General features: G+C 57.0%; 20 protein-coding genes and 1 pseudogene. 6 read left to right on the plus strand and 15 right to left on the minus strand.

Going from position 1 to position 22,913, the window contains the following annotated elements; all coding sequences use genetic code 11:
- Positions 1-36 precede the first annotated feature (36 nt).
- From AC0T7J_RS06675 to dapA, 5 genes are all read right to left on the minus strand, one after another.
- Positions 37-2,037, minus strand: a complete 2,001-nt coding sequence (locus tag AC0T7J_RS06675) for a tRNA(Met) cytidine acetyltransferase TmcA (RefSeq protein ID WP_473793198.1) — start codon at positions 2,035-2,037, stop codon at positions 37-39.
- On the minus strand, positions 2,037-2,903 hold the full coding sequence (ypfJ, locus tag AC0T7J_RS06680; RefSeq protein WP_473792988.1) for a KPN_02809 family neutral zinc metallopeptidase: 867 nt from the start codon (positions 2,901-2,903) through the stop codon (positions 2,037-2,039). Before ypfJ ends, AC0T7J_RS06675 begins: the two co-directional genes overlap by 1 nt.
- 126 nt (positions 2,904-3,029) lie before the next feature.
- Positions 3,030-3,743 (minus strand): phosphoribosylaminoimidazolesuccinocarboxamide synthase, encoded by a 714-nt coding sequence (purC, locus tag AC0T7J_RS06685; RefSeq protein WP_010260002.1) that lies wholly within the window; start codon positions 3,741-3,743, stop codon positions 3,030-3,032.
- A gap of 145 nt (positions 3,744-3,888) precedes the next feature.
- Positions 3,889-4,920, minus strand: a complete 1,032-nt coding sequence (gene bamC / locus AC0T7J_RS06690; protein WP_473792990.1) for an outer membrane protein assembly factor BamC — start codon at positions 4,918-4,920, stop codon at positions 3,889-3,891.
- A 14-nt stretch (positions 4,921-4,934) separates the two neighbouring features.
- Positions 4,935-5,813, minus strand: a complete 879-nt coding sequence (gene dapA / locus AC0T7J_RS06695) for a 4-hydroxy-tetrahydrodipicolinate synthase (RefSeq protein ID WP_010260008.1) — start codon at positions 5,811-5,813, stop codon at positions 4,935-4,937.
- A 143-nt stretch (positions 5,814-5,956) separates the two neighbouring features.
- On the opposite strand from dapA, the gene AC0T7J_RS06700 reads away from it, so the two are divergent.
- Together AC0T7J_RS06700 and bcp are read left to right on the plus strand one after the other, a co-directional pair.
- On the plus strand, positions 5,957-6,538 hold the full coding sequence (locus tag AC0T7J_RS06700) for a glycine cleavage system transcriptional repressor (protein ID WP_010260011.1): 582 nt from the start codon (positions 5,957-5,959) through the stop codon (positions 6,536-6,538).
- Positions 6,539-6,695: 157 nt separating this feature from the next.
- Complete coding sequence (gene bcp, locus AC0T7J_RS06705; protein ID WP_010260016.1) at positions 6,696-7,163, plus strand: thioredoxin-dependent thiol peroxidase; 468 nt, start codon at positions 6,696-6,698, stop codon at positions 7,161-7,163.
- A gap of 99 nt (positions 7,164-7,262) precedes the next feature.
- Here bcp and AC0T7J_RS06710 read toward each other — a convergent pair whose 3' ends face one another.
- The 4 genes and pseudogenes from AC0T7J_RS06710 to AC0T7J_RS06725 form a co-directional block, all read right to left on the minus strand.
- A complete protein-coding gene (locus AC0T7J_RS06710) occupies positions 7,263-8,828 on the minus strand; it encodes a sensor domain-containing diguanylate cyclase (protein WP_473792993.1) in 1,566 nt (521 codons plus the stop codon).
- Positions 8,829-8,989: 161 nt separating this feature from the next.
- A pseudogene (locus tag AC0T7J_RS06715) lies at positions 8,990-9,337 on the minus strand (metallophosphoesterase family protein); the annotation flags it as partial.
- 117 nt (positions 9,338-9,454) lie between these two features.
- Complete coding sequence (locus tag AC0T7J_RS06720) at positions 9,455-10,063, minus strand: DsrE family protein (protein WP_010671341.1); 609 nt, start codon at positions 10,061-10,063, stop codon at positions 9,455-9,457.
- A 31-nt stretch (positions 10,064-10,094) separates the two neighbouring features.
- Positions 10,095-10,700, minus strand: coding sequence for a DsrE family protein (locus tag AC0T7J_RS06725; protein WP_473792995.1), 606 nt, complete (start codon positions 10,698-10,700; stop codon positions 10,095-10,097).
- A gap of 755 nt (positions 10,701-11,455) precedes the next feature.
- On the opposite strand from AC0T7J_RS06725, the gene bepA reads away from it, so the two are divergent.
- On the plus strand, positions 11,456-12,919 hold the full coding sequence (gene bepA / locus AC0T7J_RS06730; RefSeq protein WP_473792997.1) for a beta-barrel assembly-enhancing protease: 1,464 nt from the start codon (positions 11,456-11,458) through the stop codon (positions 12,917-12,919).
- 33 nt (positions 12,920-12,952) lie between these two features.
- A complete protein-coding gene (arsC, locus tag AC0T7J_RS06735) occupies positions 12,953-13,294 on the plus strand; it encodes an arsenate reductase (glutaredoxin) (protein WP_473792999.1) in 342 nt (113 codons plus the stop codon).
- Here arsC and hda read toward each other — a convergent pair.
- From hda to upp, 3 genes are all read right to left on the minus strand, one after another.
- Positions 13,291-13,992: a DnaA inactivator Hda gene (gene hda, locus AC0T7J_RS06740; RefSeq protein WP_195719715.1), complete on the minus strand. Its 702-nt coding sequence runs from the start codon at positions 13,990-13,992 to the stop codon at positions 13,291-13,293. The genes arsC and hda overlap by 4 nt on opposite strands.
- 107 nt (positions 13,993-14,099) lie before the next feature.
- A complete protein-coding gene (gene uraA, locus AC0T7J_RS06745; protein ID WP_010671338.1) occupies positions 14,100-15,383 on the minus strand; it encodes a uracil permease in 1,284 nt (427 codons plus the stop codon).
- Positions 15,384-15,530: 147 nt separating this feature from the next.
- On the minus strand, positions 15,531-16,157 hold the full coding sequence (gene upp / locus AC0T7J_RS06750; protein WP_009088774.1) for a uracil phosphoribosyltransferase: 627 nt from the start codon (positions 16,155-16,157) through the stop codon (positions 15,531-15,533).
- Between the two features lie 229 nt (positions 16,158-16,386).
- Here upp and purM point away from each other — a divergent pair, with 229 nt between their 5' ends.
- Both purM and purN read left to right on the plus strand, forming a co-directional pair.
- Positions 16,387-17,427 carry a phosphoribosylformylglycinamidine cyclo-ligase gene (gene purM, locus AC0T7J_RS06755; protein WP_473793002.1) on the plus strand — a complete coding sequence of 347 codons (1,041 nt, stop codon included), beginning with the start codon at positions 16,387-16,389 and terminating at the stop codon, positions 17,425-17,427.
- Entirely contained in the window at positions 17,424-18,062 is a 639-nt protein-coding gene (purN, locus tag AC0T7J_RS06760) for a phosphoribosylglycinamide formyltransferase (protein ID WP_473793004.1), read from the plus strand. Before purM ends, purN begins: the two co-directional genes overlap by 4 nt.
- 282 nt (positions 18,063-18,344) lie before the next feature.
- Here the strand turns inward: purN and pstB are convergent, their stop codons facing one another.
- From pstB to AC0T7J_RS06775, 3 genes are read right to left on the minus strand one after another with little or no spacing between them, the layout of a single operon-like run.
- Complete coding sequence (gene pstB, locus AC0T7J_RS06765) at positions 18,345-19,112, minus strand: phosphate ABC transporter ATP-binding protein PstB (protein WP_010260068.1); 768 nt, start codon at positions 19,110-19,112, stop codon at positions 18,345-18,347.
- A 12-nt stretch (positions 19,113-19,124) separates the two neighbouring features.
- Positions 19,125-20,759 carry a phosphate ABC transporter permease PstA gene (pstA, locus tag AC0T7J_RS06770; protein WP_473793006.1) on the minus strand — a complete coding sequence of 545 codons (1,635 nt, stop codon included), beginning with the start codon at positions 20,757-20,759 and terminating at the stop codon, positions 19,125-19,127.
- Positions 20,756-22,843, minus strand: coding sequence for an ABC transporter permease subunit (locus tag AC0T7J_RS06775; RefSeq protein WP_473793008.1), 2,088 nt, complete (start codon positions 22,841-22,843; stop codon positions 20,756-20,758). Before AC0T7J_RS06775 ends, pstA begins: the two co-directional genes overlap by 4 nt.
- Between the last annotated feature and the right edge of the window lie 70 nt (positions 22,844-22,913).

Here is a 22,913-nt window from a genome sequence, read left to right on the forward strand (position 1 = left end):
AAATGATATGAGGATAATTTGAACCAGCTGGTCGAATTATTTCAACGGCAGATGCAGCAAGGCCGCATCAATGCCCAGTGTCTGGAGGGCCGCTGCTGCCTGCTGACGCAGCTTAGCTATCAGCGCTTTGCGCCCGCTCACTCCCGCCTGCTGTGCCAGTTCGCTTAGGGCATTGGGTGCTGCAACCGCCGCGGACAGCAGCGGTACAGAAGCTGAACTGGCCTCCACCAGACGCTGCAACACCGGCAGGCTCGCTTCCAGTGGCCGCTGCGCCCAGGCAAAACCCGCCGCCAGATGGATATCCTGTGCGGTCAATCCGTCGTCAGGGACCTGATCAAACTGGAGTTCCAGCGCGATATGCTGGCGCAACAGCGGCCAGTCACGCGCCAGCTGTTCTGCCGCGCGGTGCTGCAATGCCCCACCTGCAGCAGTACAGGGCAACATGGCCATCGCCGCGTAGCAGCCGCTGCTGGCTTCGCGCTGACTGCCAATCCGCACCAGGGTAAAGCCACAGGCGCGCCAGAACGCCCAGAGAGATTCAGTGTAGCCGAAGCTGACGGAGAGGTAGTCATATCCGGCGGCCGCACTGGCCGCTGCCGCAACCAGCTGCTGTCCGGTTCCCAGACGACGTCGCTCTGCCGCCACGGCAATACGGCTGATGCGCAGCGAGCGCAATGTCGCCGCCTCAGCCAGACCGGCGTGGGCTGCCAGCGACTGCGCCACCAGATTTCCGCGGGGTCGCCGGGTGCCCGCCCAGACCGCCTGTGCCAGTGCAGCTTCAAGACCGCCCTCCTCCACCAGCCAGAGCGCGCCCTGTAACGCCGCCGCATCGCCGGCCTGCCACAGTTGCATACCGGGTGCGTCCAGCAGGCGGCGCAAATCAAGCGGCGAGGTACGATAGTGCGCACTGGTCAGCAGACGATACGCGGCCTCCAGCGCGCTGAAATCGTGGCGTTCAACACGATGTGGTGTTACAGGCGAATCGGGCGCGGGCGTGGCGGCATCGTCAAACAGCAACGCCTGGTTCAGCCACTGCTCCAGCGGATCGAAACGCGACCAGCGCAGCGGCTCATCAAGCGTGAAATAGTGTACATCAGGAAGCCCGGCGCAGAATTTAAGGATAAACCCGCGCCCGCTTCCTTCGTAGCCCTGAACGGTGGTGGTGAGCAATACGCGGGGATATCGACTGACCAGCGCCTGCAGCAGCGGTGCCGGGATCGCCGCTGCTTCATCCACAATCAGCCATTCCGCCTGCGGCGGTGTCTCCAGCGCCAGCAGCGCATCGGGTGCCATAAAGTGAAAAGTGTCAGCGGCGAAGGTGCTCAGCACCTCCGTTGAGGCTTTGGCCGGAGCCGTCACCAGACAATGGCCGTTCAATCGTGCCAGCATACCCGCCAGCGCCGATTTACCGCGTCCGCGCGGCGCGGTCAGCACGGCAACCCCCGATGGCAGCCTCCTCAGCTGATCGAGTATCGCCTGCTGCTGCTGCGGTGCCTGACAGTGCCACTGCGGCCAGTCCGGCTGCGCCGGAAACCGGCATGGCTGATGCTGCCGCTCCAGCAGTACCTGGTCATCCGCTAATATCAGCTGTTGCAGGTGGTGAACAAAATAAGGAGTGGCGATGGGTTCAGCGACATCTGCCCAGCGCAGGCTGTCGCTGTCAGGCTGCTGCGCCCACTGTTCCCAGGGCGGCACCAGCAGTAACAGCCAGCTACCGGCGGTGAGCGTGCCAGCCAGCGCAGCGAAAGCGTCGGCATGAAAGCCCTGACGGGCGTCAAACAGGGCATGACGAAATTCACGGCCAAGCAGCGTGCGCACCGCAGCAGGCTGTTTGTGCAGGACTGGCGTTTTATACTGACCTGGCCCGTTATCTGAAGCAGAGAACAGCGGTTCCGGGCTCAACTCCAGCCAGTCGCCGGTCAGCGTTTCACGCCACGCCGCAGCCCGTACTAAACACCAGGCCGGGTCGCCGCTGATCACCGCCAGACGACGCACACCGGCCTGCTGCATAAGCTGCGTAAGATGCTGCAGACGCATCAGTTGCTGGCGAAGGTGTTGCACTGTCCTGGATTGCCACCATCAAACCCGCGCTTGAACCAGGTGTAGCGCTGCTCAGACGTGCCGTGGGTGAAGCTGTCCGGCACCACGCGGCCCTGACCTTTCTGCTGCAGGCGGTCATCGCCAATTGCCTCGGCGGCATTCAGCGCTTCCTGCAGATCGCCCGCTTCAAGGATATTTTCCTGCTGCATATAGTGTCCCCAGACACCGGCAAAACAGTCTGCCTGCAGTTCCATTTTGACGGAGAGCTGATTGACCTGCGTCTGGCTCGCGCCCTGCTGCATCTCACGCACTTTGGGTTCAATACCCAGTAGTTTCTGGACATGGTGGCCCACTTCATGCGCGACAACGTAGCCCTGGGCGAAGTCACCGTCCGCGCCGAGTTTGGTTTTCATCTCGTCATAAAAAGAGAGGTCGATGTAGACAGTCTGATCGGCAGGACAATAGAACGGCCCCATGACTGACTGTCCGGTACCACAGCCGGTGCGGGTTGCGCCGCGATACATCACCAGCTTCGGTGCCACATACTGTTTGTTCATCTGCTTGAACAGTTTGCCCCAGGTGTCTTCCGTGGTAGCCAGGATCACCTTCGTGAATTTCGCAGCCTCATCATCATTGGCGCTGACGCTGCGCTGTTGCTGCTGGCTGGTCGGTGCAACATCGCCACCTGTCAGCAGTGCGGTCAGGTCGTAACCGTAATAACCCGCGATGGCCACGACAATCAGCAGCACAATACCGCCTTTACCGCGCGGCAGACGAATCTGGCGGCCTCCGCCGCCTAAACCGGACGATTGATCGCGACGGTCCTCTACATTGTCGCTTTCGCGACGCCCTTGCCAGCGCATGCTGTGTTCCCTCAGTCATTTTTTCAGATGGCATGATTTTAGTTGTGTGAGGCAGCAATCACCAGCTTTACCCTGAAATGAAAAAAGGAGAGCCGGGGCTCTCCTTTCTCTGCTGTGCGGTGTGGCTTAGTCGAGCTTCACGCCCAGCCGCTGAGCAACGGCTTCATAGGCTTCCACCACGCCGCCAAGGCTCTGACGGAAACGGTCTTTATCCATTTTATCCAGCGTCTCTTTGTCCCACAGGCGCGCACCGTCTGGCGAAAACTCATCGCCCAGCGTCACTTCGCCGTTAAACAGACCAAACTCCAGTTTGAAGTCGACCAGAATCAGACCCGCATCGTCGAACAGTTTGCTCAGCACCTCGTTGGCTTTAAAAGTCAGCTCCTGCATCCGCGCCAGGTTCTGTTTGCTGACCCAGCCAAAGGTTTCGCAGTAGGATTCATTGACCATCGGGTCATGCTTTGCATCATCTTTCAGGAAAAGATCAAACAGCGGCGGATTGAGCACAATGCCCTCTTCCACGCCCAGACGTTTTACCAGCGAGCCTGCGGCGCGGTTACGTACCACGCACTCTACCGGCACCATCTCCAGCTTCTTCACCAGCGCTTCAGTATCTGACAGCAGCGCTTCCATCTGGGTCGGGATACCTGCTTCCTGCAATTTGGTCATGATGAAGTGGTTAAACTTGTTGTTAACCATTCCCTTGCGATCAAATTGCTCGATTCGGGCGCCATCACCTGCTGACGTATCGTTGCGGAATTCGAGTATCAGCAGATCCGGGTTATCGGTGCTGTATACGGTTTTCGCTTTACCGCGATACAACTCAGCTCGCTTTTGCATCTTGTTCACTCCAGACTTGAAATAACGGGTGTTCAGCGGCCAGTGCCGCTGCGGCGATTGCCTTGACGCAATCGTTTACTTCGCCGCGCGCTATTATGCCAAAAACAAAATAAAAAGGCCGGAGAATCTCCGGCCTGGGGCAACTTTATTTGTTCAGCGCCGCCTGGAACACGGCCACCAGCGCATCGTTCTGCGACTGGGTCAGCACATGCCCTTTCGGGTCGATGAACTGCAGACTGGTTCGGTTGTCGAGATCGCCGACCTGCACTTTGTAATCACCGTTTGGTAATTCCGGATCTTTCGCACCGACTGAATCCCAGTCGCTGCTGCTCAGTGACTTGTAGGTCACCTTCATGCTGCCGGTTGAGCGGGTCGTGTCGGTCACTTCCATCCCGACGCGTTTCATCGCATCAGGCAGACGCTGCCATGCCACGTTATATGGCGTACGCAGGATCAGCAGTGGCAGACCGGTATCATCTGCACCGCTCTGCACATCAATGGCGCCATTCACCCGACCCGAGGCCGCGTTTTCACTCGCCGTTTCAATCTTGTCCATACCGGTGCTGATATCATTCAGCATCTGCGCGGTGTAACGCTGGATCTGCACAGGCGAGGTAATGGTTTTACCATCCTGCTGCAGCTCCAGCAGACGAACGGTTAACTGCTGCTGATAACTCTGCGACTGTACGCTGATCTGGTAGCGGCCACGATACTGCTGATCTTCATCAGCACGGTTCCACTGAACCCAGTCCGTCGTCAGCTGCTGGCCTGCGTCATTACGGGAAGCAATCGGGAATTTGTATGACTGCACCACGTTGACGACCTGCGGCCAGACTGAACCCCGGCTGTTATCAAGCATCAGCGCGCCGGTATTGTTGCTGAACTGTGCGCGGGTGCCGTTCATCAGCGCCAACGGCTGGGCTGGCGGACGGATGTCGAGCTGCTTGCCGGTGGGGGCCTGACTGGTGGTGCGCGGCACGTCGAAATCACCACGCTGCACCGGCAGGATCATTCCGGCAGGCGCTTTCAGTTCATTTAACTGACTGGCTTCAAGATAAGATTCGTCACCGCTGACCTGGCGCTTATAACGCTGATCGCTTGAACAGGCCGACAACAGCATCAGGGTAGAAAGCCCCACCACTGTGGCTACTGTTGACCGCTTTACTGAGTAATTCATTCAAACTCCCTAAATTATCGCAAACCCGCTTTCACCAGCGCCTGCTCCACTTTCGGCTGGCCGGCTGCAGTCAGTGGCGTCATTGGCAGACGCAGCGTGTCGTTAGCGATTAATCCTAGCTGTTTCGCAGCCCATTTCACCGGGATAGGATTGGGTTCACAGAAAAGCGTCTGGTGCAGATGCATCAGACGCTGATTCAGGCGGCGTGCCTCGACGAAATTGCCCTGCTGTGCGAGTTGACACAGTTCGACCATTTCGCGCGCAGCCACATTGGCCGTCACCGAAATAACGCCTTTGCCGCCCAGTTGCATAAAGTCCAGCGCCGTCGCGTCATCGCCACTCACCAGAATGAAATCTTCATTAACCAGCTCTTGGATCTGACTAACCCGCGATAAGTTCCCGGTTGCCTCTTTGATTCCGATAATATTTTTGATTTCGGCCAGGCGGGCAACGGTTTCCGGCAGCATGTCACAACCGGTACGCGAGGGAACGTTATACAGCATCTGTGGCAGGCTGGTGCTATTCGCAATCGCTTTAAAGTGCTGGAACAGCCCTTCCTGCGTCGGACGGTTGTAATACGGGGTCACGGTCAGGCAACCCACAACGCCGGAATTTTCAAAACGCTTAGTCAGAGAGATGCCTTCAGCGGTGGCGTTTGCCCCGGTTCCGGCAATCACCGGAATACGGCCATCGGCCAGCTCCAGGGTCAGCATCACCACATCACCATGTTCTTCATGGCTCAGGGTAGCAGATTCGCCTGTGGTGCCGACGGAAACGATCGCCGCGGTGCCGCTGGCGACGTGATAATCAATCAGTTTTTTCAGACTCGACCGGCAGACATTACCGCTGTCATCCATTGGCGTAACGAGTGCAACAATACTTCCCGTAAACATTGGCGATCCCCTCGACAAACAAGTGCTTCATGGTACGTTTTACACTTAGGGAAAAGCAAGCCAGCCACGCCATTCCCGCGCTTGTCAGCAGTTTTTTTTATGTTTACCTTATGGTTATTAGCGAAAGCAGAGGAAAAGCCATTTTGCCGCAATCTCAGCCCCATCATCTGGTCATTACCGCGCTCGGTGTTGACCGTCCGGGTATCGTCAACACCATTACCCGACACGTCAGCAGCTGCGGTTGCAATATTGAAGATAGCCGTCTTGCCATGCTTGGGGATGAGTTCACCTTTATCATGTTGCTGTCGGGCAGCTGGAACGCAATCACGCTGATTGAATCGACCCTGCCACTGAAAGGGGCAGAACTGGAACTGCTGATCGTCATGAAGCGCACCAATGCCCGGCTCCGTCCGCCGATGCCCGACACCGCGTTCATTCAGGTTGAGGTGGCTGATTCGCCGCACATTATTGAACGCTTTACCGATCTTATCGATAAGCATCAGATGAATGTGGCCGAACTGGTGTCGCGTATCACGCCAGCGCAACACAATTTGCCACCTACGCTCTATATTCAAATGACCGCTCACAGTCCGACGCGAACCAGTGGCACCCCGTTTGAGCAGGCGTTTAATACCCTGTGTCAGGAGCTGAATGCTCAGGGAACGCTGCGTCTTTACAGTGTGTCAGATGCCGACAGCAGCGAATCTGTCAGCGCGGTACGCTAAGCTTTGGTCAATTAACCGGAGTTATTTCTCCACATTACTGCCACTGAAAGGTGACCGGCTATGTGGTGAAATACCCCCTGATGGTAATTTTCCCTCTGGCCGTTTCTGACCGGATGGTGTATTACCCACAGCCTGAATAAGAAAATGGAGAGATGTGATGAATCCACTGAAAGCCGGAGATACTGCACCCGCATTTAGCCTGCCCGATCAGGACGGCGAACACGTGAATCTGACCGACTTCCAGGGACAGCGCGTTCTGGTGTACTTTTACCCGAAAGCGATGACGCCAGGCTGCACCGTGCAGGCGTGCGGTCTGCGTGACAACATGGATGAGTTGAAAAAAGCGGGCGTGGAAGTGCTGGGCATCAGCACCGACAAACCGGAAAAACTGTCAAAGTTTGTCGAAAAAGAGCTGCTGAACTTTACCCTGCTCTCCGATGAAAACCATGAAGTCTGCCAGGCGTTTGGCGTCTGGGGTGAAAAAACGTTTATGGGGAAAACCTATGACGGCATTCATCGCATCAGCTTCCTGATAGATGCTGAGGGCAGGATCGAAAAAGTGTTTGATAACTTTAAGACCTCGAATCACCACGACATGGTGCTGGATTACGTCAAGTCAGCCTGATGTTGAGGGGCGCGGTAGCCTTAACGCCGCGCCCTGCTTAGCGGCCTCTTCCCCGCCCGTTTTTATCCTGCCGTTGCGAAATACTCTGAGTTCACGCGATTACGCGTCGGCCACGATAACGCAGTTGCGCCCGGCTTTTTTCGCTTCATAGAGCGCCGCATCCGCCTGTTTTAAACTGCCTTCAAGCCCGGCATCCTGCGAACCATTCCAGGCCGCGACGCCGATAGACAAGGTAATGCGTCCCACGTCGGTGAGCCAGGCTTCTGCAATACCCAGTCGCACGCGCTCGGCGATAATCTGCGCCTCATCCAGCGCCGTTCCCGGCAGCAGCATCAGAAACTCCTCTCCGCCGTTGCGGCACACCACGTCAGACTGACGGGCGCTGGCACGCAGCGTGCTAGCGACCTGCTGAATCACCCGGTCACCCACATCGTGGCCCCAGCTATCGTTGACGTTTTTAAAGTGATCGATATCCAGCGCCAGCACCGAGAAAGGCTGACGTAGCGTACGGTAATACTCCAGTACCGCATTAAGACCACGCCTATTCAGCAACTGAGTCAGGGGGTCGGTCTGGGCTTCCGAACTCAGACGACCGATTTTGTCCTGCACCAGTCCGATGCCGGTGAGCAGCGCGCGCTTGACCTGCGCCGCCTCAAAATACCAGGCACTGATGCCGCCAATCTCTTTTGATACGCCCTGCGCATCCATCCGGCTGGCTTTGCGGGCCAGCTGGAACAGTGGTCGGGCAATCAGCCGTGCCAGCCCTAACGCAACCAGCAGGGTCAGCAGCGCGAACGGCACCGAGTTTTTCAGGACTTTCATTAACAGGCCTGAGAGCGGGTTCAGCGTGACGTTAATCGGCTTCAGCGCCACCACCGTCCAGCCGGTGGTCGGCACGACGGCATAGCCCGCCAGCTGCGTGGACTCACCTGCACCCGCAAGCATCAGCGAGCCATTGGTCTTCTCGTCACGCGGACTGACGATGGCGGGCAGAACTTTACCAATCAGCTGACGATTCTGGTGATACAACACCTCATTATTACTGTCGAGCACATAGACCGTGGTGCCATCACGGTAGAATTGTTCACCCAGTAACGCATTCAGAATGCTTTTTTTCTTCAGATAGATTGTGCCGCCGATGTAGCCCAGATAGTCGCCATCGGGACTCCAGATTGGCCAGGAGACAAACACCAGCAGATTATTGGCTGCAGAAAGGGTCGGTTTACTGATGATCGGCTGCCGCAGCGTCAGCGCTTCGCGGGAGGCATCACTGGTGACACGCATCCCTTTCAGCGTCAGGGATTCGGGCGAGATCGCTTTGATCGCGCCCTGCTCATCCACCACGGCCACCGAGTTGAAACTGGTGGTCTGCTCACGCAGACGATTGACTTCGCTATTCAGCAGCCCTTCATTATTAAAGTCACGGCTTAGCTGATTGGCGCTGTAGTGCAACTGTGACTGCGCCAGCTGAAAAAAGATTTCACTGGTTGAGGCCAGCTTGGCGGCATAGGCCCGGTTAGCCTCAAGCGTGGTGTCAATCAGCACCTGGCGCTGCACCCGCCAGGTGGCGTAGAGCGTATTCGCGAGCGTGATAACAATGCTGACAATCACCAGCAGGGCGATCAGATTGCGCAAGTCGGCCTTGGGCCGAAAGAGCTTTAGCATGGCGTCGCCGCCCTGGAGAAGAGTGTCATGTCGTGAATGCCTGATTATTTTTTTAATGTGTGCCAGAAGCCCTGATAGCCGGGCTTAAGTCTACACTGTGTCGGCATTTTTGAGCAGCATTAAGACAAATATCACCCCGCTTAATACAGATTTAGCTGGCACTAATCGATTAACCCCTGACTATCGTAAAATGGCCAGGGTCCCGAAAAGTGGCCTATCGCGCACTGATGCGTGACCATTCCCTGCACAGGCTGCCAGCAATGGAGCAAAAAGCCAGGCGGCTCCAGAATAAAGTGAGCCGGCCCCTCCCGATGCAGATCCAGAGCCACCTGATGCGACACGCCTGGCGCGACACAGGACAGGGTTCCGGCAAAGCGGGTCTGCAGGCTGCGATGCAGATGACCACAGAGCACCCGCTCAACCTGCGGATGGCGGGCAATGATCGCCTCAAGTGCCTCTGGATGGCGAAACCGTTGCTGCTCCATATGCGCAATGCCAGAGGCAAAAGGTCGTTTATTGTCGATGAGATCGATCTCATTGCGCCGACACCAGCAGCGTTATATGACAGGGGCATCACAGCAATTTGACGGGCAGATGACAGCGGCAGTGACGCCGCTGTGGGGGAATTAAAGCATCAGGAAGGCGTAACCGCTGTTTTCCAGGGTCGCAACGGTAGTGCCGCTGGAGATGGTGTGAGTGACCATCGGGTCGATCCAGTTGCGCTCAAGCTGATGAAACGCCACTGACTGATCGCAGATAGTGACCTGAACGCCCGCTTTTTTCAGCTCGCTGATCAGCTTCAGGTTCGGGTTATCGACGCCGTAGGCTTTGCTGAACTGGTCATTATTCAGCGCTGATGAAACCGCGTCGCCGTTAATTGACACCACAAATTTCAGCTGGTCGAGGGGCACACCTGCCGCATAATAGAGGTTGGTGACGCGCGCTACGCGCTCCAGACCGAGATTCGGCTTACGAATATCCCCTTCACTGCGGTTGATCTGGAATACTATTTTATTACTCAGGCCCGCTGTCGTGCCGGGTTTAAATGCAGGCGTATCGACATAATGTATTTTGCCGTAGCCTTCAATCGCTGGCGTACTCCAGAAATCAGCAGGTTCGGATTTATTATCCGCCATTTTTCCGCTGACCTTATCGAATAATTCCGGCAACTGTAAAACATTGCCGCCGATAAATCCCGCTACGGCTGCCATCACCACTAAAGCTGCTGGACGCATTAACTCTTCTCCCGATCGTTTAAAACATTAATTACATTGCCAGCCACGCGTATCCCTGGTTTTGCAGGGTTGATACGGTGGTTGGACTGGAAAGCGCATGGACTACAGATTTATCAATCCAGTTATTGGGATAGTGATGGAATGCCACGGACTGATCGCAGACCGAGACTTTCACTCCCGCCTGATTCAGCTCATTAATCAGCTTCAGGTTTGGATTTTCGATGCCATAAAACTTTTTAAAATGGGCGTTATCCAGCATGGCGGGGGTCGCGTCGCCGGTGACCGAAACAACAAACTTCAGCTGATCGGCCGGAATGCCGGAGGCGATATATAAATTCACCACGCGCGCCACACGCTCTAGTCCCAGATTGGGCGCGGTCATCGCGCCATCGCTTCGGGTAATCTGGAAAACAATTTTATTGCTCAGGCCCGCCACCGGTTTAAACGCGGCGTCGGGTTCATAATGAATTTTGCCGTAACCTTCAATCGCCGGTGTGCTCCAGAATCCTGGGGCTTCCTGAGGCTCGGATGCAAAATGGCGTGTCACTTTGTCATAAATCTCGCCACCCTGTGTGACAGCCGCGCCAACGACGCCGCCAATAATGGCGATTAACGCGTATGAAACAACTGAACGCATAACACTTCTCTCCGGCAAATAATCTCTGGCAGATTCAGGACAGAATCAGGTCGGCTATCTATATCACAGCGCAGGCATAATTCTCGCGTGTGTAAATTCAGGTCAGCGCGCGGTTGATAAACCCTGAAATTATTCACCTTCCGTATTAATCAAAAAGTTTCATTATGCGGACAAAAAAGGTCTTAATCAGAATGGACCTGACTTTTTTAGCTCTTTTCGCTTCCTGTGACATTAACAGAAATAAATAACAGCCAGGCGTAGCTGGAATAAGCAGGATAAAGGCGAGGGCTACGATTTAATTTATCAATGGCGAAGAGGAGATTAGCGGCTCAGAGAGGACTATTTTTTCAGAGTAGACCTGGAAAAACTCATGCCATAGTCAGTTTTTTTGAGTGAATTTACATAACTTTAAAAAAATACGCTCACTGGCTAAATCTGCGTGGCAGCAGATTCTGCTTTATTCTGCCGAAGCGCATTGGGAATAAATGAATAAGGCGTCACTTAAACGCTCACAAACCCGGCGATACGCCGCCAGTTTCTGTTCGTTTAGCTGCGGTTTACGTTGGAAGGATGTTCAATTTTTTTCGTCAAAATGGGCGATCTTACACAAATCACGCCGGTCGCTTGCCAGAAAACGACATTTCATTCTTCAGATGCTCTGGTTAAGATGGTCATGAACCGTCGTTATCTGCGAAAAATGGAAAATTCCCGCTGTGCACGTGTCCATTTTCAGGGCTTCTCTACAGGATTAAGGCATGTTGAACCGGTTAAAGAAAACGCTGATCGCCGCGCTCCTTCCGACGCTCATTTTCACTACTCTGTCACCTGCTTACGCCGATGTCAGTGATTCACTGCCCGATATTGGCACTACGGCCGGTTCGACGCTGTCGATTAATCAGGAACTGCAGATGGGCGACTTTTATGTGCGCCAGCTGCGTGCCAGTGCACCGCTGATCAACGATCCGCTGCTTAATCAGTATATTAATCAGCTGGGTCAGCGACTGGTTTCACACGCCGACTCAGTGAAAACTCCGTTCCACTTCTTTCTGATTCAGAACGATGAGCTCAATGCCTTTGCCTTTTTTGGAGGCCACGTGGTGCTGCACTCAGCGCTGTTCCGCTATACCGAAAATGAAAGCCAGCTGGCGTCAGTGATGGCGCATGAGATCTCACACGTTACCCAGCGCCATCTGGCGCGCGCAATGGAAGATCAGAAGCGCAATGCGCCGCTGACATGGGTCGGTGCGCTGGGCTCTATTCTGCTGGCGATGGCCAATCCGCAGGCGGGCATGGCAGCACTGACCGGCACACTGGCGGGAACTCAGCAGGGGATTATCAGTTTTACCCAGGGTAATGAGCAGGAAGCCGACCGTATCGGGATTCAGGTACTGCAGCGCGCCGGGTTTGATCCCCAGGCGATGCCGAACTTTCTGCAGAAGCTGGCCGATCAGAGCCGCTTCTCCTCGAAGCCACCTGAAATTCTGCTGACGCACCCCCTGCCCGACAGCCGTCTGGCGGATGCCCGCAACCGCGCTAACCAGATGCGGCCGGTAGTGGTGCAATCTACAGAAGATTTCTATCTGGCAAAGGTCCGTTCGCTGGGCATGTACTCTACCGGGCGTAATCAGCTTACCGACGAACTGCTGAGTCAGTATGCCAGCGGCAATTCTCGTGAGCAGCTGGCGTCACAATATGGCAAAGCCATACAGTTTTTGCAGGCGAAGAGTTATGCCGATGCGAAGCGGATTATGACGCCGCTGCTGGCGAAAAAACCCAATAATGTCTGGTTCCTCGACATCATGTCGGACATCGATATCGGCCTGAATCAGCCACAGCAGGCGATCGCCCTGCTCAGCGCCGCCACCGGCGCCAAAAACAGCCCGGTGGTACAGCTCAACCTGGCCAATGCCTACGTTGAAGCGAAACAGTATGCCAACGCCAGCCGCATTCTGAATCGCTACACCTGGGCCAATAAAGATGATCCCAACGGCTGGGATTTACTGGCCCAGGCGTCTGCACAGCAGGGGCTGAACGATGAAGAGTTATCGGCGCGGGCAGAGAGTCTGGCGCTGAATGGCCAGCTCGATCAGGCGATCACTGCGCTTGGCAGCGCCAGCGCACAGGTGCCGCTCGGCAGCCTGAAACAGGCGCGCTACGATGCCCGTATCGATCAGCTGCGCCAGTTACAACAGCGCTTTAAGCAATATCAGAAAGGCTGAGCATTCACGCCGCGATTAAAAGGAGAGTCTGAGATGGTGACGATTTACCACAACCCGCGCTGCAGCAAGAGCCGCGAGACGCTGGCGCTGCTGAACGCCCGCGGGATAGAGCCAGAAGTGGTGCTCTATCTGCACACGCCGCCCGATCGCGAGACGCTGCAAATCCTGTTAAAAAAACTGGGAATGCAGAGCGCACAGCAGTTGATGCGGACTAAAGAGGCGATCTATAGCGAACTGGCACTCAGCGACAAAAGCGAAAGTGCGCTGCTGGATGCGCTGGTGGAACATCCGGTGCTGATTGAAAGGCCGATAGTGATCAATGGCGACAAGGCGCGGATCGGACGTCCGCCCGAAGCGGTGCTCGACCTGTTTTAAAGGCCGAGAGTCTCTTTCACAAATGGAATGGTGAGTTTACGCTGGGCGCTGATCGAGGCACGATCAAGCCGATCCAGCGTATCAAACAGGGTGCGCATCTCACGATCCAGACGTTTCAGCAGGAAGCGTCCCACATCTTCCGGCAGCTCAAATCCGCGTAACCCGGCGCGCAGTTGCAGCGCCTGTAATTTGTCTTCGTCGGAGAGAGGCTGCAGGCGATAGATCTGCCCCCAGTCCAGCCGTGAGGCGAGATCGGGCAATTGCAGATTGAGCTGGCGTGGCGGACGATCGCCGGTAATAAACAGGCGCGTATTACCGGTTTCAAGAATACGGTTATAGAGATCGAAGATCGCCATTTCCCATTCAGGCTCACCTGCAATGCACTCGATGTTATCGATGCAGACCAGTGACAGCTGCTCCATCCCTTCCAGTACTTCCGGTACAAACCAGGTGCGTTTATCCAGCGGAACGTAACCGACCGCTTCGCTGCGCGCTGACATCTCGGCGCACGCGGCGTGCAGCAAATGGCTCCGCCCTCCGCCTTCGCGTGACCAGAAGTAGAGATAGCTGCCATGTTGTTGGTTGAGAGCACCTTTCAGCGCGGCAATCAGCGACGGGTTTTCCCCCGGCCAGAAGCTGGAGAAGGTTTCATCGTCAGGTAAATAGAGTGGCAATGACAATTGTGCCGGCGTGTTCAGAAGCACCTCAGCAAGAGAACAAGCAAAAAATCGGGGGAAGTCTAACACAGTTTTCAGAAAGAGATGAATGGGGCGTCCCTGCCCCGATCCTGTCAGGCTTGCTGCGATCACGGCTCGCGCGATTCTTCAGCCTCCAGCACCACTTCTTCCGGACGCAACAGCGAGATCACACGGAAGATCAGCGCTAATCCCACCCCCACGATCGTCGCCAGCGCCATGCCTTTCAGCTCCGCAGCGCCAATATGCACCTTCGCACCGCTGACGCCGATGATCAGGATCACCGAGGTCAGGATCAGATTTTGCGCCTTGTTGTAATCGACTTTGGATTCGATCAACACCCGGATACCGGATGCGCCAATCACGCCATACAGCAGCAGCGACACGCCGCCCATGACCGGTACCGGGATCGCCTGGATCACCGCCGCCAGTTTGCCGACACAGGAGAGCAGGATCGCCAGAATCGCCGCGCCGCCAATAACCCAGGTACTGTAGACGCGGGTAATCGCCATCACCCCGATGTTTTCACCGTAGGTAGTGTTAGGCGTTGAGCCAAAGAAGCCGGAGATGACCGTTGATAAGCCGTTGGCGAACATCGAACGATGCAGGCCAGGGTCGCGAATCAGATCTTTCTTTACGATGTTGGCGGTGACCACCAGATGACCGATATGCTCGGCAATCACTACCAGCGCCGCGGGCAGGATCGTCAGCATCGCCACCCACTCAAAGCGCGGCGTATAGAAGGTTGGCAGCGCAAACCAGGGGGCTTTGACCACGCCGCTCCAGTCAACGATGCCCATAAATGCAGAGAGCAGATAACCCGCCACCACCCCGACCAGAATCGGGATGATCGCCAGGAAGCCACGAAACAGCACGGAACCGAATACCGTCACTGCCAGCGTGACCAGCGAAATCAGCACGGTTGTACTATCGGGCGCACTGCCTTCAGCCGGCAGCAGCCCAGCCATATTGGCGGCTACCCCTGCCAGCTCCAGACCGATGACGGCGACAATCGCGCCCATCGCTGCCGGGGGAAACATCACATCGAGCCAGCCGGTGCCCGCGCGTTTGACAATCAGCGCCACGAGACAGAACAGCACGCCGCAGAGGATAAATCCGCCCAGCGCGACCTCATAACCCAGCGGCAGCAACAGCAGCACCGGCGAGATAAAGGCAAAACTAGAACCGAGGTAAGCGGGAATTTTGCCTTTACAGATAAAGAGGTAGATCAGCGTGCCAACGCCGTTAAACAACAGCACCGTCGCCGGGTTGATGTGGAACAGAATCGGTACCAGTACCGTGGCACCAAACATGGCGAACAGGTGTTGCAGGCTGAGTGGAATGGTTTGCAGTAACGGCGGTCGTTCACTGACGCCAATGGCGCGACGAGTCATCATTTATCCCCTTGTGTTATTTATCCCCCTGGGCGCGCGCCGCTGGCACAGCAGCAGGCACGCCGGTGAGCCTTGCAGCCACACCAAACCCGTTCGGGGATCTTTTTTTTGCCAAAAAAAAGCCGACTCTCTGGTCGGCTGTGCGATTTATTTGGTTCCGAAAATCTTGTCCCCGGCATCGCCGAGCCCGGGAATGATGTAACCCTTCTCATTCAGTCCCTGATCCACTGACGCGGTATAAAGCTCAACGTCAGGATGCGCTTTCTCCAGCGCGGCAATCCCTTCTGGTGCGGCAACCAGTACCAGCACTTTAATGCTGGTGCAGCCCGCTTTCTTCAGCAGGTCGATGGTGGCGATCATGGAACCGCCGGTCGCCAGCATAGGATCGACGACCAGCGCCAGACGCTCTTCGATGTTAGAGACCAGCTTCTGGAAATAGGGAACCGGCTCCAGTGTCTCTTCATCACGGTAAACACCCACCACGCTGATACGGGCGCTGGGAACGTGCTCCAGCACCCCTTCCATCATGCCCAGGCCGGCACGCAGAATCGGCACCACCGTGATTTTTTTGCCTTTGATCTGATCGATCTCTACCGGGCCGTTCCAGCCCTCAATGGTTACGCGCTCTGTTTCCAGATCGGCGGTCGCTTCGTAGGTCAGCAGGCTGCCCACTTCAGACGCCAGCTCGCGAAAACGCTTTGTACTGATATCATGCTCACGCATCAAGCCCAGTTTATGTTTGACCAGCGGGTGTCTGACTTCCACGATCTTCATTGGTGTTCTCCCGGAATGAGTTGAGCTAAAAAAAATCGCGGGATTATACCGCCTTTTGCGCTCCGCGCCACCTGCTCTTGCGCAAAGCCGCGGGTTTTACCGGGACAAATAGAGGATTAATGAAAAACGCCCAATGCGCAATCCCGGACTCGCAAACGTTTGCCTGCACTGATAGAATTGCCGCGCTTTATTTTAAACCACCAACCGCAACTCGCGTGGGGACCTCGCAGTGACCGACAAAACCTCTCTCAGTTACAAAGACGCCGGTGTTGATATTGATGCTGGTAACGCTCTGGTTGACCGTATTAAAGGCGTAGTGAAAAAGACGCGTCGCCCGGAAGTGATGGGTGGACTGGGCGGTTTTGGTGCGCTTTGCGCGCTGCCGCAAAAATACCGTGAGCCGGTGCTGGTCTCCGGCACCGATGGCGTTGGTACCAAGCTGCGTCTGGCGATGGATCTCAAACGCCACGATGCCATTGGTATTGACCTGGTCGCGATGTGCGTCAACGACCTGGTGGTACAGGGCGCTGAGCCCCTCTTCTTCCTCGACTACTACGCCACCGGCAAACTGGATGTGGATACCGCCTCTGCGGTGATCACCGGCATCGCCGAAGGTTGCCTGCAGTCGGGTTGTGCGCTGGTCGGCGGTGAAACCGCTGAGATGCCAGGCATGTATCACGGCGAAGATTACGATGTGGCCGGTTTCTGTGTTGGCGTGGTGGAAAAGTCAGAGATCATTGATGGCAGCAAAGTGCAGGATGGCGACGTACTCATCGCACTCGGCTCCAGTGGCCCGCACTCCAACGGCTATTCGCTGGTGCGTAAGATTCTGGAAGTCAGCAATACCGATCCACAGACTGAACAGCTGGAAGGCAAACCGCTGGCCGATCATCTGCTGGAACCAACCCGCATCTACGTGAAGAATATTCTGAGCCTGATTGAGCAGGTCGATGTGCACGCTATCGCACACCTGACCGGCGGCGGCTTCTGGGAGAATATTCCGCGCGTGCTGCCCGACAACACGCAGGCCGTAATCGACGAGAAGAGCTGGCAGTGGCCGGCTGTCTTCAGCTGGTTACAGCAGGCGGGCAACGTCAGCCGTTTCGAGATGTACCGTACCTTTAACTGCGGTGTCGGCATGATCATCGCCCTGAGTCCGGCAGACGCAGACAACGCGATTGCGCTGATGCAGGCTGCGGGCGAGAAAGCCTGGAAGCTCGGCGTGATTAAAGCGTCTGATGCCGAAGAGCGTGTGGTCATCAACGGATGAAAAAGCTGGTTGTACTGATTTCCGGCAACGGAAGTAACCTTCAGTCCATCCTTGACGCCTGTGCAAGCGGGCGGATTCACGGCAGCGTGGCTGCCGTGTTCAGCAACCGTGCCGCCGCTTATGGGCTGACGCGGGCGCAGGAGGCAGGGATCCCTGCCCATGCGCTTGCCGCCAGCGACTTCGCTGACCGCGAAGCCTTCGATCGCCAGCTCATCGCTGAAATCGAAGCCTACACACCAGACCTGATTGTACTGGCAGGTTATATGCGCATTCTCAGCAGCGCATTCGTGGCCCATTTTCACGATCGCCTGCTGAATATCCACCCTTCCCTGTTGCCGAAATATCCGGGCCTGCATACGCACCGTCAGGCACTGGAAAATGGCGACAGCGAACATGGCACTTCCGTGCATTTCGTGACGGACGAGCTGGATGGCGGTCCGGTGATCCTGCAGGCCAAAGTTCCGGTCTTTCCTGGCGACAGTGAAGCGGAGATTACGGAGCGGGTGCAGCATCAGGAACATGCCATCTATCCGCTGGTAATCGGCTGGTTTGTGGAGGATCGTCTGGCGATGCGTGACGGCAAGGCCTGGCTGGATGGCGAACCGCTGCCGCCGCAGGGTTATGCTAACGACTGACGCTTCAGAAGCCGTTGCGGGTTTTCCCACAGACGGCTGAAAAAATCAAAGTGATGGGAGCCTGTACCCGTAGTAAAGCATCGCGGGCCAGGGACAAAAACGTCGGGAGCGTTTTGAACAACGCAAAGCGTTGGCCCGGCTACGGGCATACCTCAGGGATAAGGTGCGTAAGCGCCCCCGTTGAGCCGCCAGGGATGGCGTTTTTTGCATCTTTACGAAGGGTACAGGCTTCCTGAGCCGGTGCTTCATCCCCACCTCACGAAAGCCTGCTTTTCCCCTTCCTCAGCCGTAACGCCCCGTAATGTAATCTTCGGTCCGTCGCTGTTTTGGCGCAGTAAAGATACGATCAGTCTCATCAAACTCCACTAACGCACCCTGATGCATAAAGGCGGTGTAATCTGACACGCGAGAAGCCTGCTGCATGTTGTGCGTCACCAGCACCAGCGTGAAATGCTGCTTGAGCGTGGTCATCAGCTCTTCAATCACCAGCGTGGAGATGGGATCGAGCGCGGAGGTCGGCTCATCCAGCAGCAGAACTTCCGGTTCAATCGCAATGGCGCGGGCAATCACCAGCCGCTGCTGCTGTCCGGTCGAGAGCGTCAGCGCATTCTGTGACAGCTGATCTTTGACCTCACTCCACAGCGCCGCCGCGCGTAGCGCTCGTTCACAGGCTTCGTTCAGCACCCGCCGATCGCGTACCCCCTGTAAACGCAGCCCGTAAACCACATTTTCATAGATCGATTTTGGAAACGGATTGGGGCGCTGAAACACCATGCCAACCCGACGGCGCAGCGCCGAGAGATCCTGCTCAGGTCGCAGGATCGGCTGCGATCCCAGCAACACCTCACCCTCGACCCGGCAATGATCAATCACATCATTCATGCGATTAAAACAGCGCAGCAGGGTCGATTTACCGCAGCCGGAGGGGCCAATCAGCGCGGTAATCTTGTTTTTCGGCACCTGCAGCGAAATAGCCTGCAGCGCCTGGCGCTCGCCATACCACAGCGACAGCTGGTTAACGGTCAGCGCGATATCCGTGTCGGACGTCATAGTCATAGCCTGTTATTGAGTCATAAGGCGATAGCGTTCACGCAGACGGTGACGCAGGCCCATCGCCAGCAGATTAAGCGACAGAATAATCAGCACCAGCAGCAGCGCGGTGGCGAACACCAGCGGCCGGTCAGCTTCAATATTCGGGCTCTGAAACGCCAGATCGTAAATCTGGAAGCCCAGATGCATAAACTTGCGATCCAGATGCAGATAAGGAAACACCGCGTCGACGGGCAGTTCCGGCACCATTTTTACCACGCCAACCAGCATCAGCGGCGCGGTTTCACCGGCGGCACGCGCCACCGCCAGAATCAGGCCGGTCAGCATGGCGGGCACCGCCATCGGCAGCACCACGTTCCACAGCGTTTCCGCCTGAGTCGCGCCCAGCGCCAGCGAACCCTGCCTCAGACTGTTGGGAATGCGGGATAATCCCTCTTCGGTCGCCACAATCACCACCGGCAGCGTCAGTAACGCCAGCGTCAGCGACGCCCACAGCAAACCCGGTGTCCCGAAGGTGGGATTGGGCAACGCGCTGGCGAAGAAGAGCTGGTCTATCGTGCCGCCCACCAGCCAGACAAAGAAGCCCAGACCAAATACGCCATAGACGATTGAAGGGACGCCTGCCAGATTGACCACCGCAATGCGGACCAGTCGTGTCAGCGCATTGCGTCCGGCATATTCATGCAGCCAGACGGCGGCGATGACGCCCAGCGGCATCACAACCACCGACATCAGCAGCACCATCAGCACGGTGCCAAAGATCGCCGGGAACGCCCCGGATTCACTCTCGCCTTCAGCGGGTGAGTCACTGACAAAACGCCACAGCTGATGCAGAAAATGCAACGTTTTGCCGGTCAGCGTCATTGCGTTCGGCTTCCAGCTATCAACGATTTCGGTCAGCGGGATCGCATGTTCGGTGCCATGCACATCCCGCAGGATTAACAGGTCGCGCTGACTCTGCAGTTGCAGCGAAGCCAGTGTCTCACTCAGCTGATTAAAGCGGCGCTGCAACGCGGCCTGATTGGCCTGATATTCTGACTCGGCCTGCAGATCAAAGCGCCCGGCAGCACGGTTTGTGGCCGCCTGCTCATCAAGCTGCTCACGCTGGCTGTTGAGGCGCGCCATGTCGACCCGGCGAATCTGGCTGGCCTGCCGCACCAGCATCTGCACCTGTCCGAGCCGCTGATGCAGTAGTGCATCGGGATCCTGCGCGGTTAACTCTTCATTATCTTCACGCAGGCCGACAAACCAGCCATAAGCCTGGCCGTGGCTGCGGCGTTGCAGCACCATGATGTCCGAGGGCTGGCTGACCTTCGCCGCCGCACGACTGTAGACCACCCGGAAATCAGGCGCGTCCCATTCACGATTACCGGTTTTAATCAGATAGCGATTTACTTGTCCGCCACTGTTGCCCTGCTCATCTGCCGGAGCCGGAAAGCGCCGCTGATGCTCCAGTGTTTCACCCAGCAAGCGCGTTTCGCCTCCTTCAGGCTGACTAAACGTGTAGAGATCGACGCGCTGCGGCCAGAAAGCGCGCACGCCCTGCCACGCCAGTAGCCCAATCAGCAGCGTAAACGCCAACAGGCAGACGGCGACCGCACCGGCGGTTAGCCAGCGCCAGCGATCGTTCTGTCGCATCGCCTTCATGCCTGCTCCTCGTGCTGGCTGTAGCGCTGGCGCAGTCGCTGACGAATCAACTCGGCAACCGTGTTGATCACCAGCGTAAACAGCAGCAGCATCAGGGCGCTGAGAAACAGCACGCGATAGTGGGCACTGCCCGCTGCCGCTTCCGGCATCTCAATGGCGATATTCGCGGACAGCGCGCGCAGGCCGCTGAACAAGCCACCTTCATTTTGCGGCGTGTTGCCGGTCGCCATCAGCAAAATCATGGTTTCTCCTACGGCACGCCCCAGACCAATCATCAGGGCGGCAAAAATACCGGCGGACGCACCCGGCAGCACGACACGGGTCAGGGTTTGCCACGGCGTCGCGCCCAATGCCAGCGAGCCCTGCCCTAACGCTGCGGGCACGCTGAACAGCGCATCTTCAGAGAGGGTAAAGATCAGCGGCACCAGCGCAAAGCCCATTGCCAGCGCGGCCACCAGCAGATTGCGCTGTTCGTAATGCGGCAGCCAGTCGCCCGCATCCGGTATCAACAGCGTGGGCAGCCACAGCGTCAGTAGCGTGACCAGCAGCAACAGCGGCAGCAGAATCAGCACCTCACGGCCCGGCTGACGCCAGCGCGGCGGTAAACGTGCGCTGAATACGCCACACAGCAGCAGCGTGCCTGCCAGCGTCAGCGGCAGCAGCAGCACACCCACCAGCGCCTGACCAATATGTGGCGCAAGCCAGATGCCGGCAATCAGCCCTACGACCACGCTCGGCAGCGCCCCCATCATCTCAATCGCCGGTTTAACCCAGCGACGCAGGCCGGGTGCCATGAACCAGGCGGTGTACATCGCCGCGGCCAGCGCCAGCGGTGTGGCAAACAGCAGCGCTAAACTCGCCGCTTTCAGCGTACCTGTCACCATTGGCATCAGGCTGAACTTAGCCTGATAATTGTCACCCGCCGCGGTCGATTGCCAGATCCAGTCCGGTCCGGGATAATTTTCATACCAGATTTTTTGCCAGAAATTGCGCCAGGTGACGTCCGGCCACGGATTATCAAGCCGCAGGGTCTGCCAGCTTCCCGCCCGTTCAATCAGCAGGCTGTCGCCTCGTGGCGAAAACTGAGCGTGCACGATGCCAGGTTCCAGCTGACGCTGCAGTATCGGGCCATTCTGCTTGCTGGCGAACAACCGTAACAGCCCCTGTTTGCTGAGTGTCGCAAACACGCGGCGCTGTGATTCCGTCACCAGAATGGTCTCGCCGTCGCTGTCAGCAAATGTACGAATGCGCTGCAGGCGCGGCCCCTGTTCGCTGGCGATAGCAAACCACTGCGTGACCCCGCTGCGATCCTGAATCAGCAGGCTTCTGCCGCCCACCAGCAGATGCAGACTTTTTGGCCGCTGTGGCAGAGTGTGTGTTTCGCGCAATAGTGCCCGGTCATCATCAAGTTGCCAGACCCGCAGCAGATTGCCTTCGGTGGTGTAGAGCAGATCGCCGGCCGGAGAGAGCGCCAGCAGATCCAGCTGGTGTTGTGGCAGCGGGATAACCGAGGCCTGACGATCGGTGCCGAGCGTCAGCACCCGGAGTCCGGCCTCAGTGAGTGCGGCTATACGCCACTGACCCGCATGGCGCGTTGCCAGCGCCATCTTCGTCACTGCGCCATCGGGCAGATGAAACGGTTTGTCGCCCAGCGGAAAACGCCACTGCTGGTCGGCCATGGGCTGCATCAGTGTCAGCGCGCCCTGCATATTCAGCAGTAGCGTCTGCTCATCGGCACTCCGCACTATCTCCCCGGGCGGCGGAGTCAGCGCCAGTGCCGGTTCCGCAGGCTGACCATCCAGCGGAATAAAACGCGCCGCACCGCGCTCGCTGATGCGCCAGCCGACCTTCCCCTGATTGCCAATCGCTAAGGCTGGCGCACGATCCCAGAGTTGCTGGCTGGCCGCAATCTGCAGGCCCGGCGCATTAAACAGCGGTAATACCACGCCAATCAGCCAGCAGAAGAGCAGCAGCATCAATAGCAGGATCGCCACGCCACAGCAGGTGACCAGTCGCCGTGTCAGACGGTCAACGGCACGACGCTTACGATCGCTGAATTGGACAGGAATGTGGTTTGCGCTCATGCGGTTCCGCTAGCAGGCCAAAATAAGCCGCTATGTTGCCCGTAGCCGATTGATAAGACAACTGCTGGCG

The sequence above is a fragment of the Pantoea sp. E956-1 genome, assembly GCF_982223955.1.

What these genes read in the sequence shown, in the direction of transcription:
- arsC (WP_473792999.1), top strand. Translation starts at nt 12,953, where the DNA reads ATGGTGACGATTTACCACAACCCGCGCTGCAGCAAGAGCCGCGAGACG.
- AC0T7J_RS06725 (WP_473792995.1), bottom strand. Translation starts at nt 10,700, where the DNA reads ATGCGTTCAGTTGTTTCATACGCGTTAATCGCCATTATTGGCGGCGTC.
- ypfJ (WP_473792988.1), bottom strand. Translation starts at nt 2,903, where the DNA reads ATGCGCTGGCAAGGGCGTCGCGAAAGCGACAATGTAGAGGACCGTCGC.
- dapA (WP_010260008.1), bottom strand. Translation starts at nt 5,813, where the DNA reads ATGTTTACGGGAAGTATTGTTGCACTCGTTACGCCAATGGATGACAGC.
- AC0T7J_RS06710 (WP_473792993.1), bottom strand. Translation starts at nt 8,828, where the DNA reads ATGCTAAAGCTCTTTCGGCCCAAGGCCGACTTGCGCAATCTGATCGCC.
- AC0T7J_RS06720 (WP_010671341.1), bottom strand. Translation starts at nt 10,063, where the DNA reads ATGCGTCCAGCAGCTTTAGTGGTGATGGCAGCCGTAGCGGGATTTATC.
- AC0T7J_RS06775 (WP_473793008.1), bottom strand. Translation starts at nt 22,843, where the DNA reads ATGAGCGCAAACCACATTCCTGTCCAATTCAGCGATCGTAAGCGTCGT.
- uraA (WP_010671338.1), bottom strand. Translation starts at nt 15,383, where the DNA reads ATGACTCGTCGCGCCATTGGCGTCAGTGAACGACCGCCGTTACTGCAA.
- upp (WP_009088774.1), bottom strand. Translation starts at nt 16,157, where the DNA reads ATGAAGATCGTGGAAGTCAGACACCCGCTGGTCAAACATAAACTGGGC.
- bepA (WP_473792997.1), top strand. Translation starts at nt 11,456, where the DNA reads ATGTTGAACCGGTTAAAGAAAACGCTGATCGCCGCGCTCCTTCCGACG.
- pstA (WP_473793006.1), bottom strand. Translation starts at nt 20,759, where the DNA reads ATGAAGGCGATGCGACAGAACGATCGCTGGCGCTGGCTAACCGCCGGT.
- pstB (WP_010260068.1), bottom strand. Translation starts at nt 19,112, where the DNA reads ATGACGTCCGACACGGATATCGCGCTGACCGTTAACCAGCTGTCGCTG.
- AC0T7J_RS06675 (WP_473793198.1), bottom strand. Translation starts at nt 2,037, where the DNA reads ATGCGTCTGCAGCATCTTACGCAGCTTATGCAGCAGGCCGGTGTGCGT.
- bcp (WP_010260016.1), top strand. Translation starts at nt 6,696, where the DNA reads ATGAATCCACTGAAAGCCGGAGATACTGCACCCGCATTTAGCCTGCCC.
- purN (WP_473793004.1), top strand. Translation starts at nt 17,424, where the DNA reads ATGAAAAAGCTGGTTGTACTGATTTCCGGCAACGGAAGTAACCTTCAG.
- bamC (WP_473792990.1), bottom strand. Translation starts at nt 4,920, where the DNA reads ATGAATTACTCAGTAAAGCGGTCAACAGTAGCCACAGTGGTGGGGCTT.
- purC (WP_010260002.1), bottom strand. Translation starts at nt 3,743, where the DNA reads ATGCAAAAGCGAGCTGAGTTGTATCGCGGTAAAGCGAAAACCGTATAC.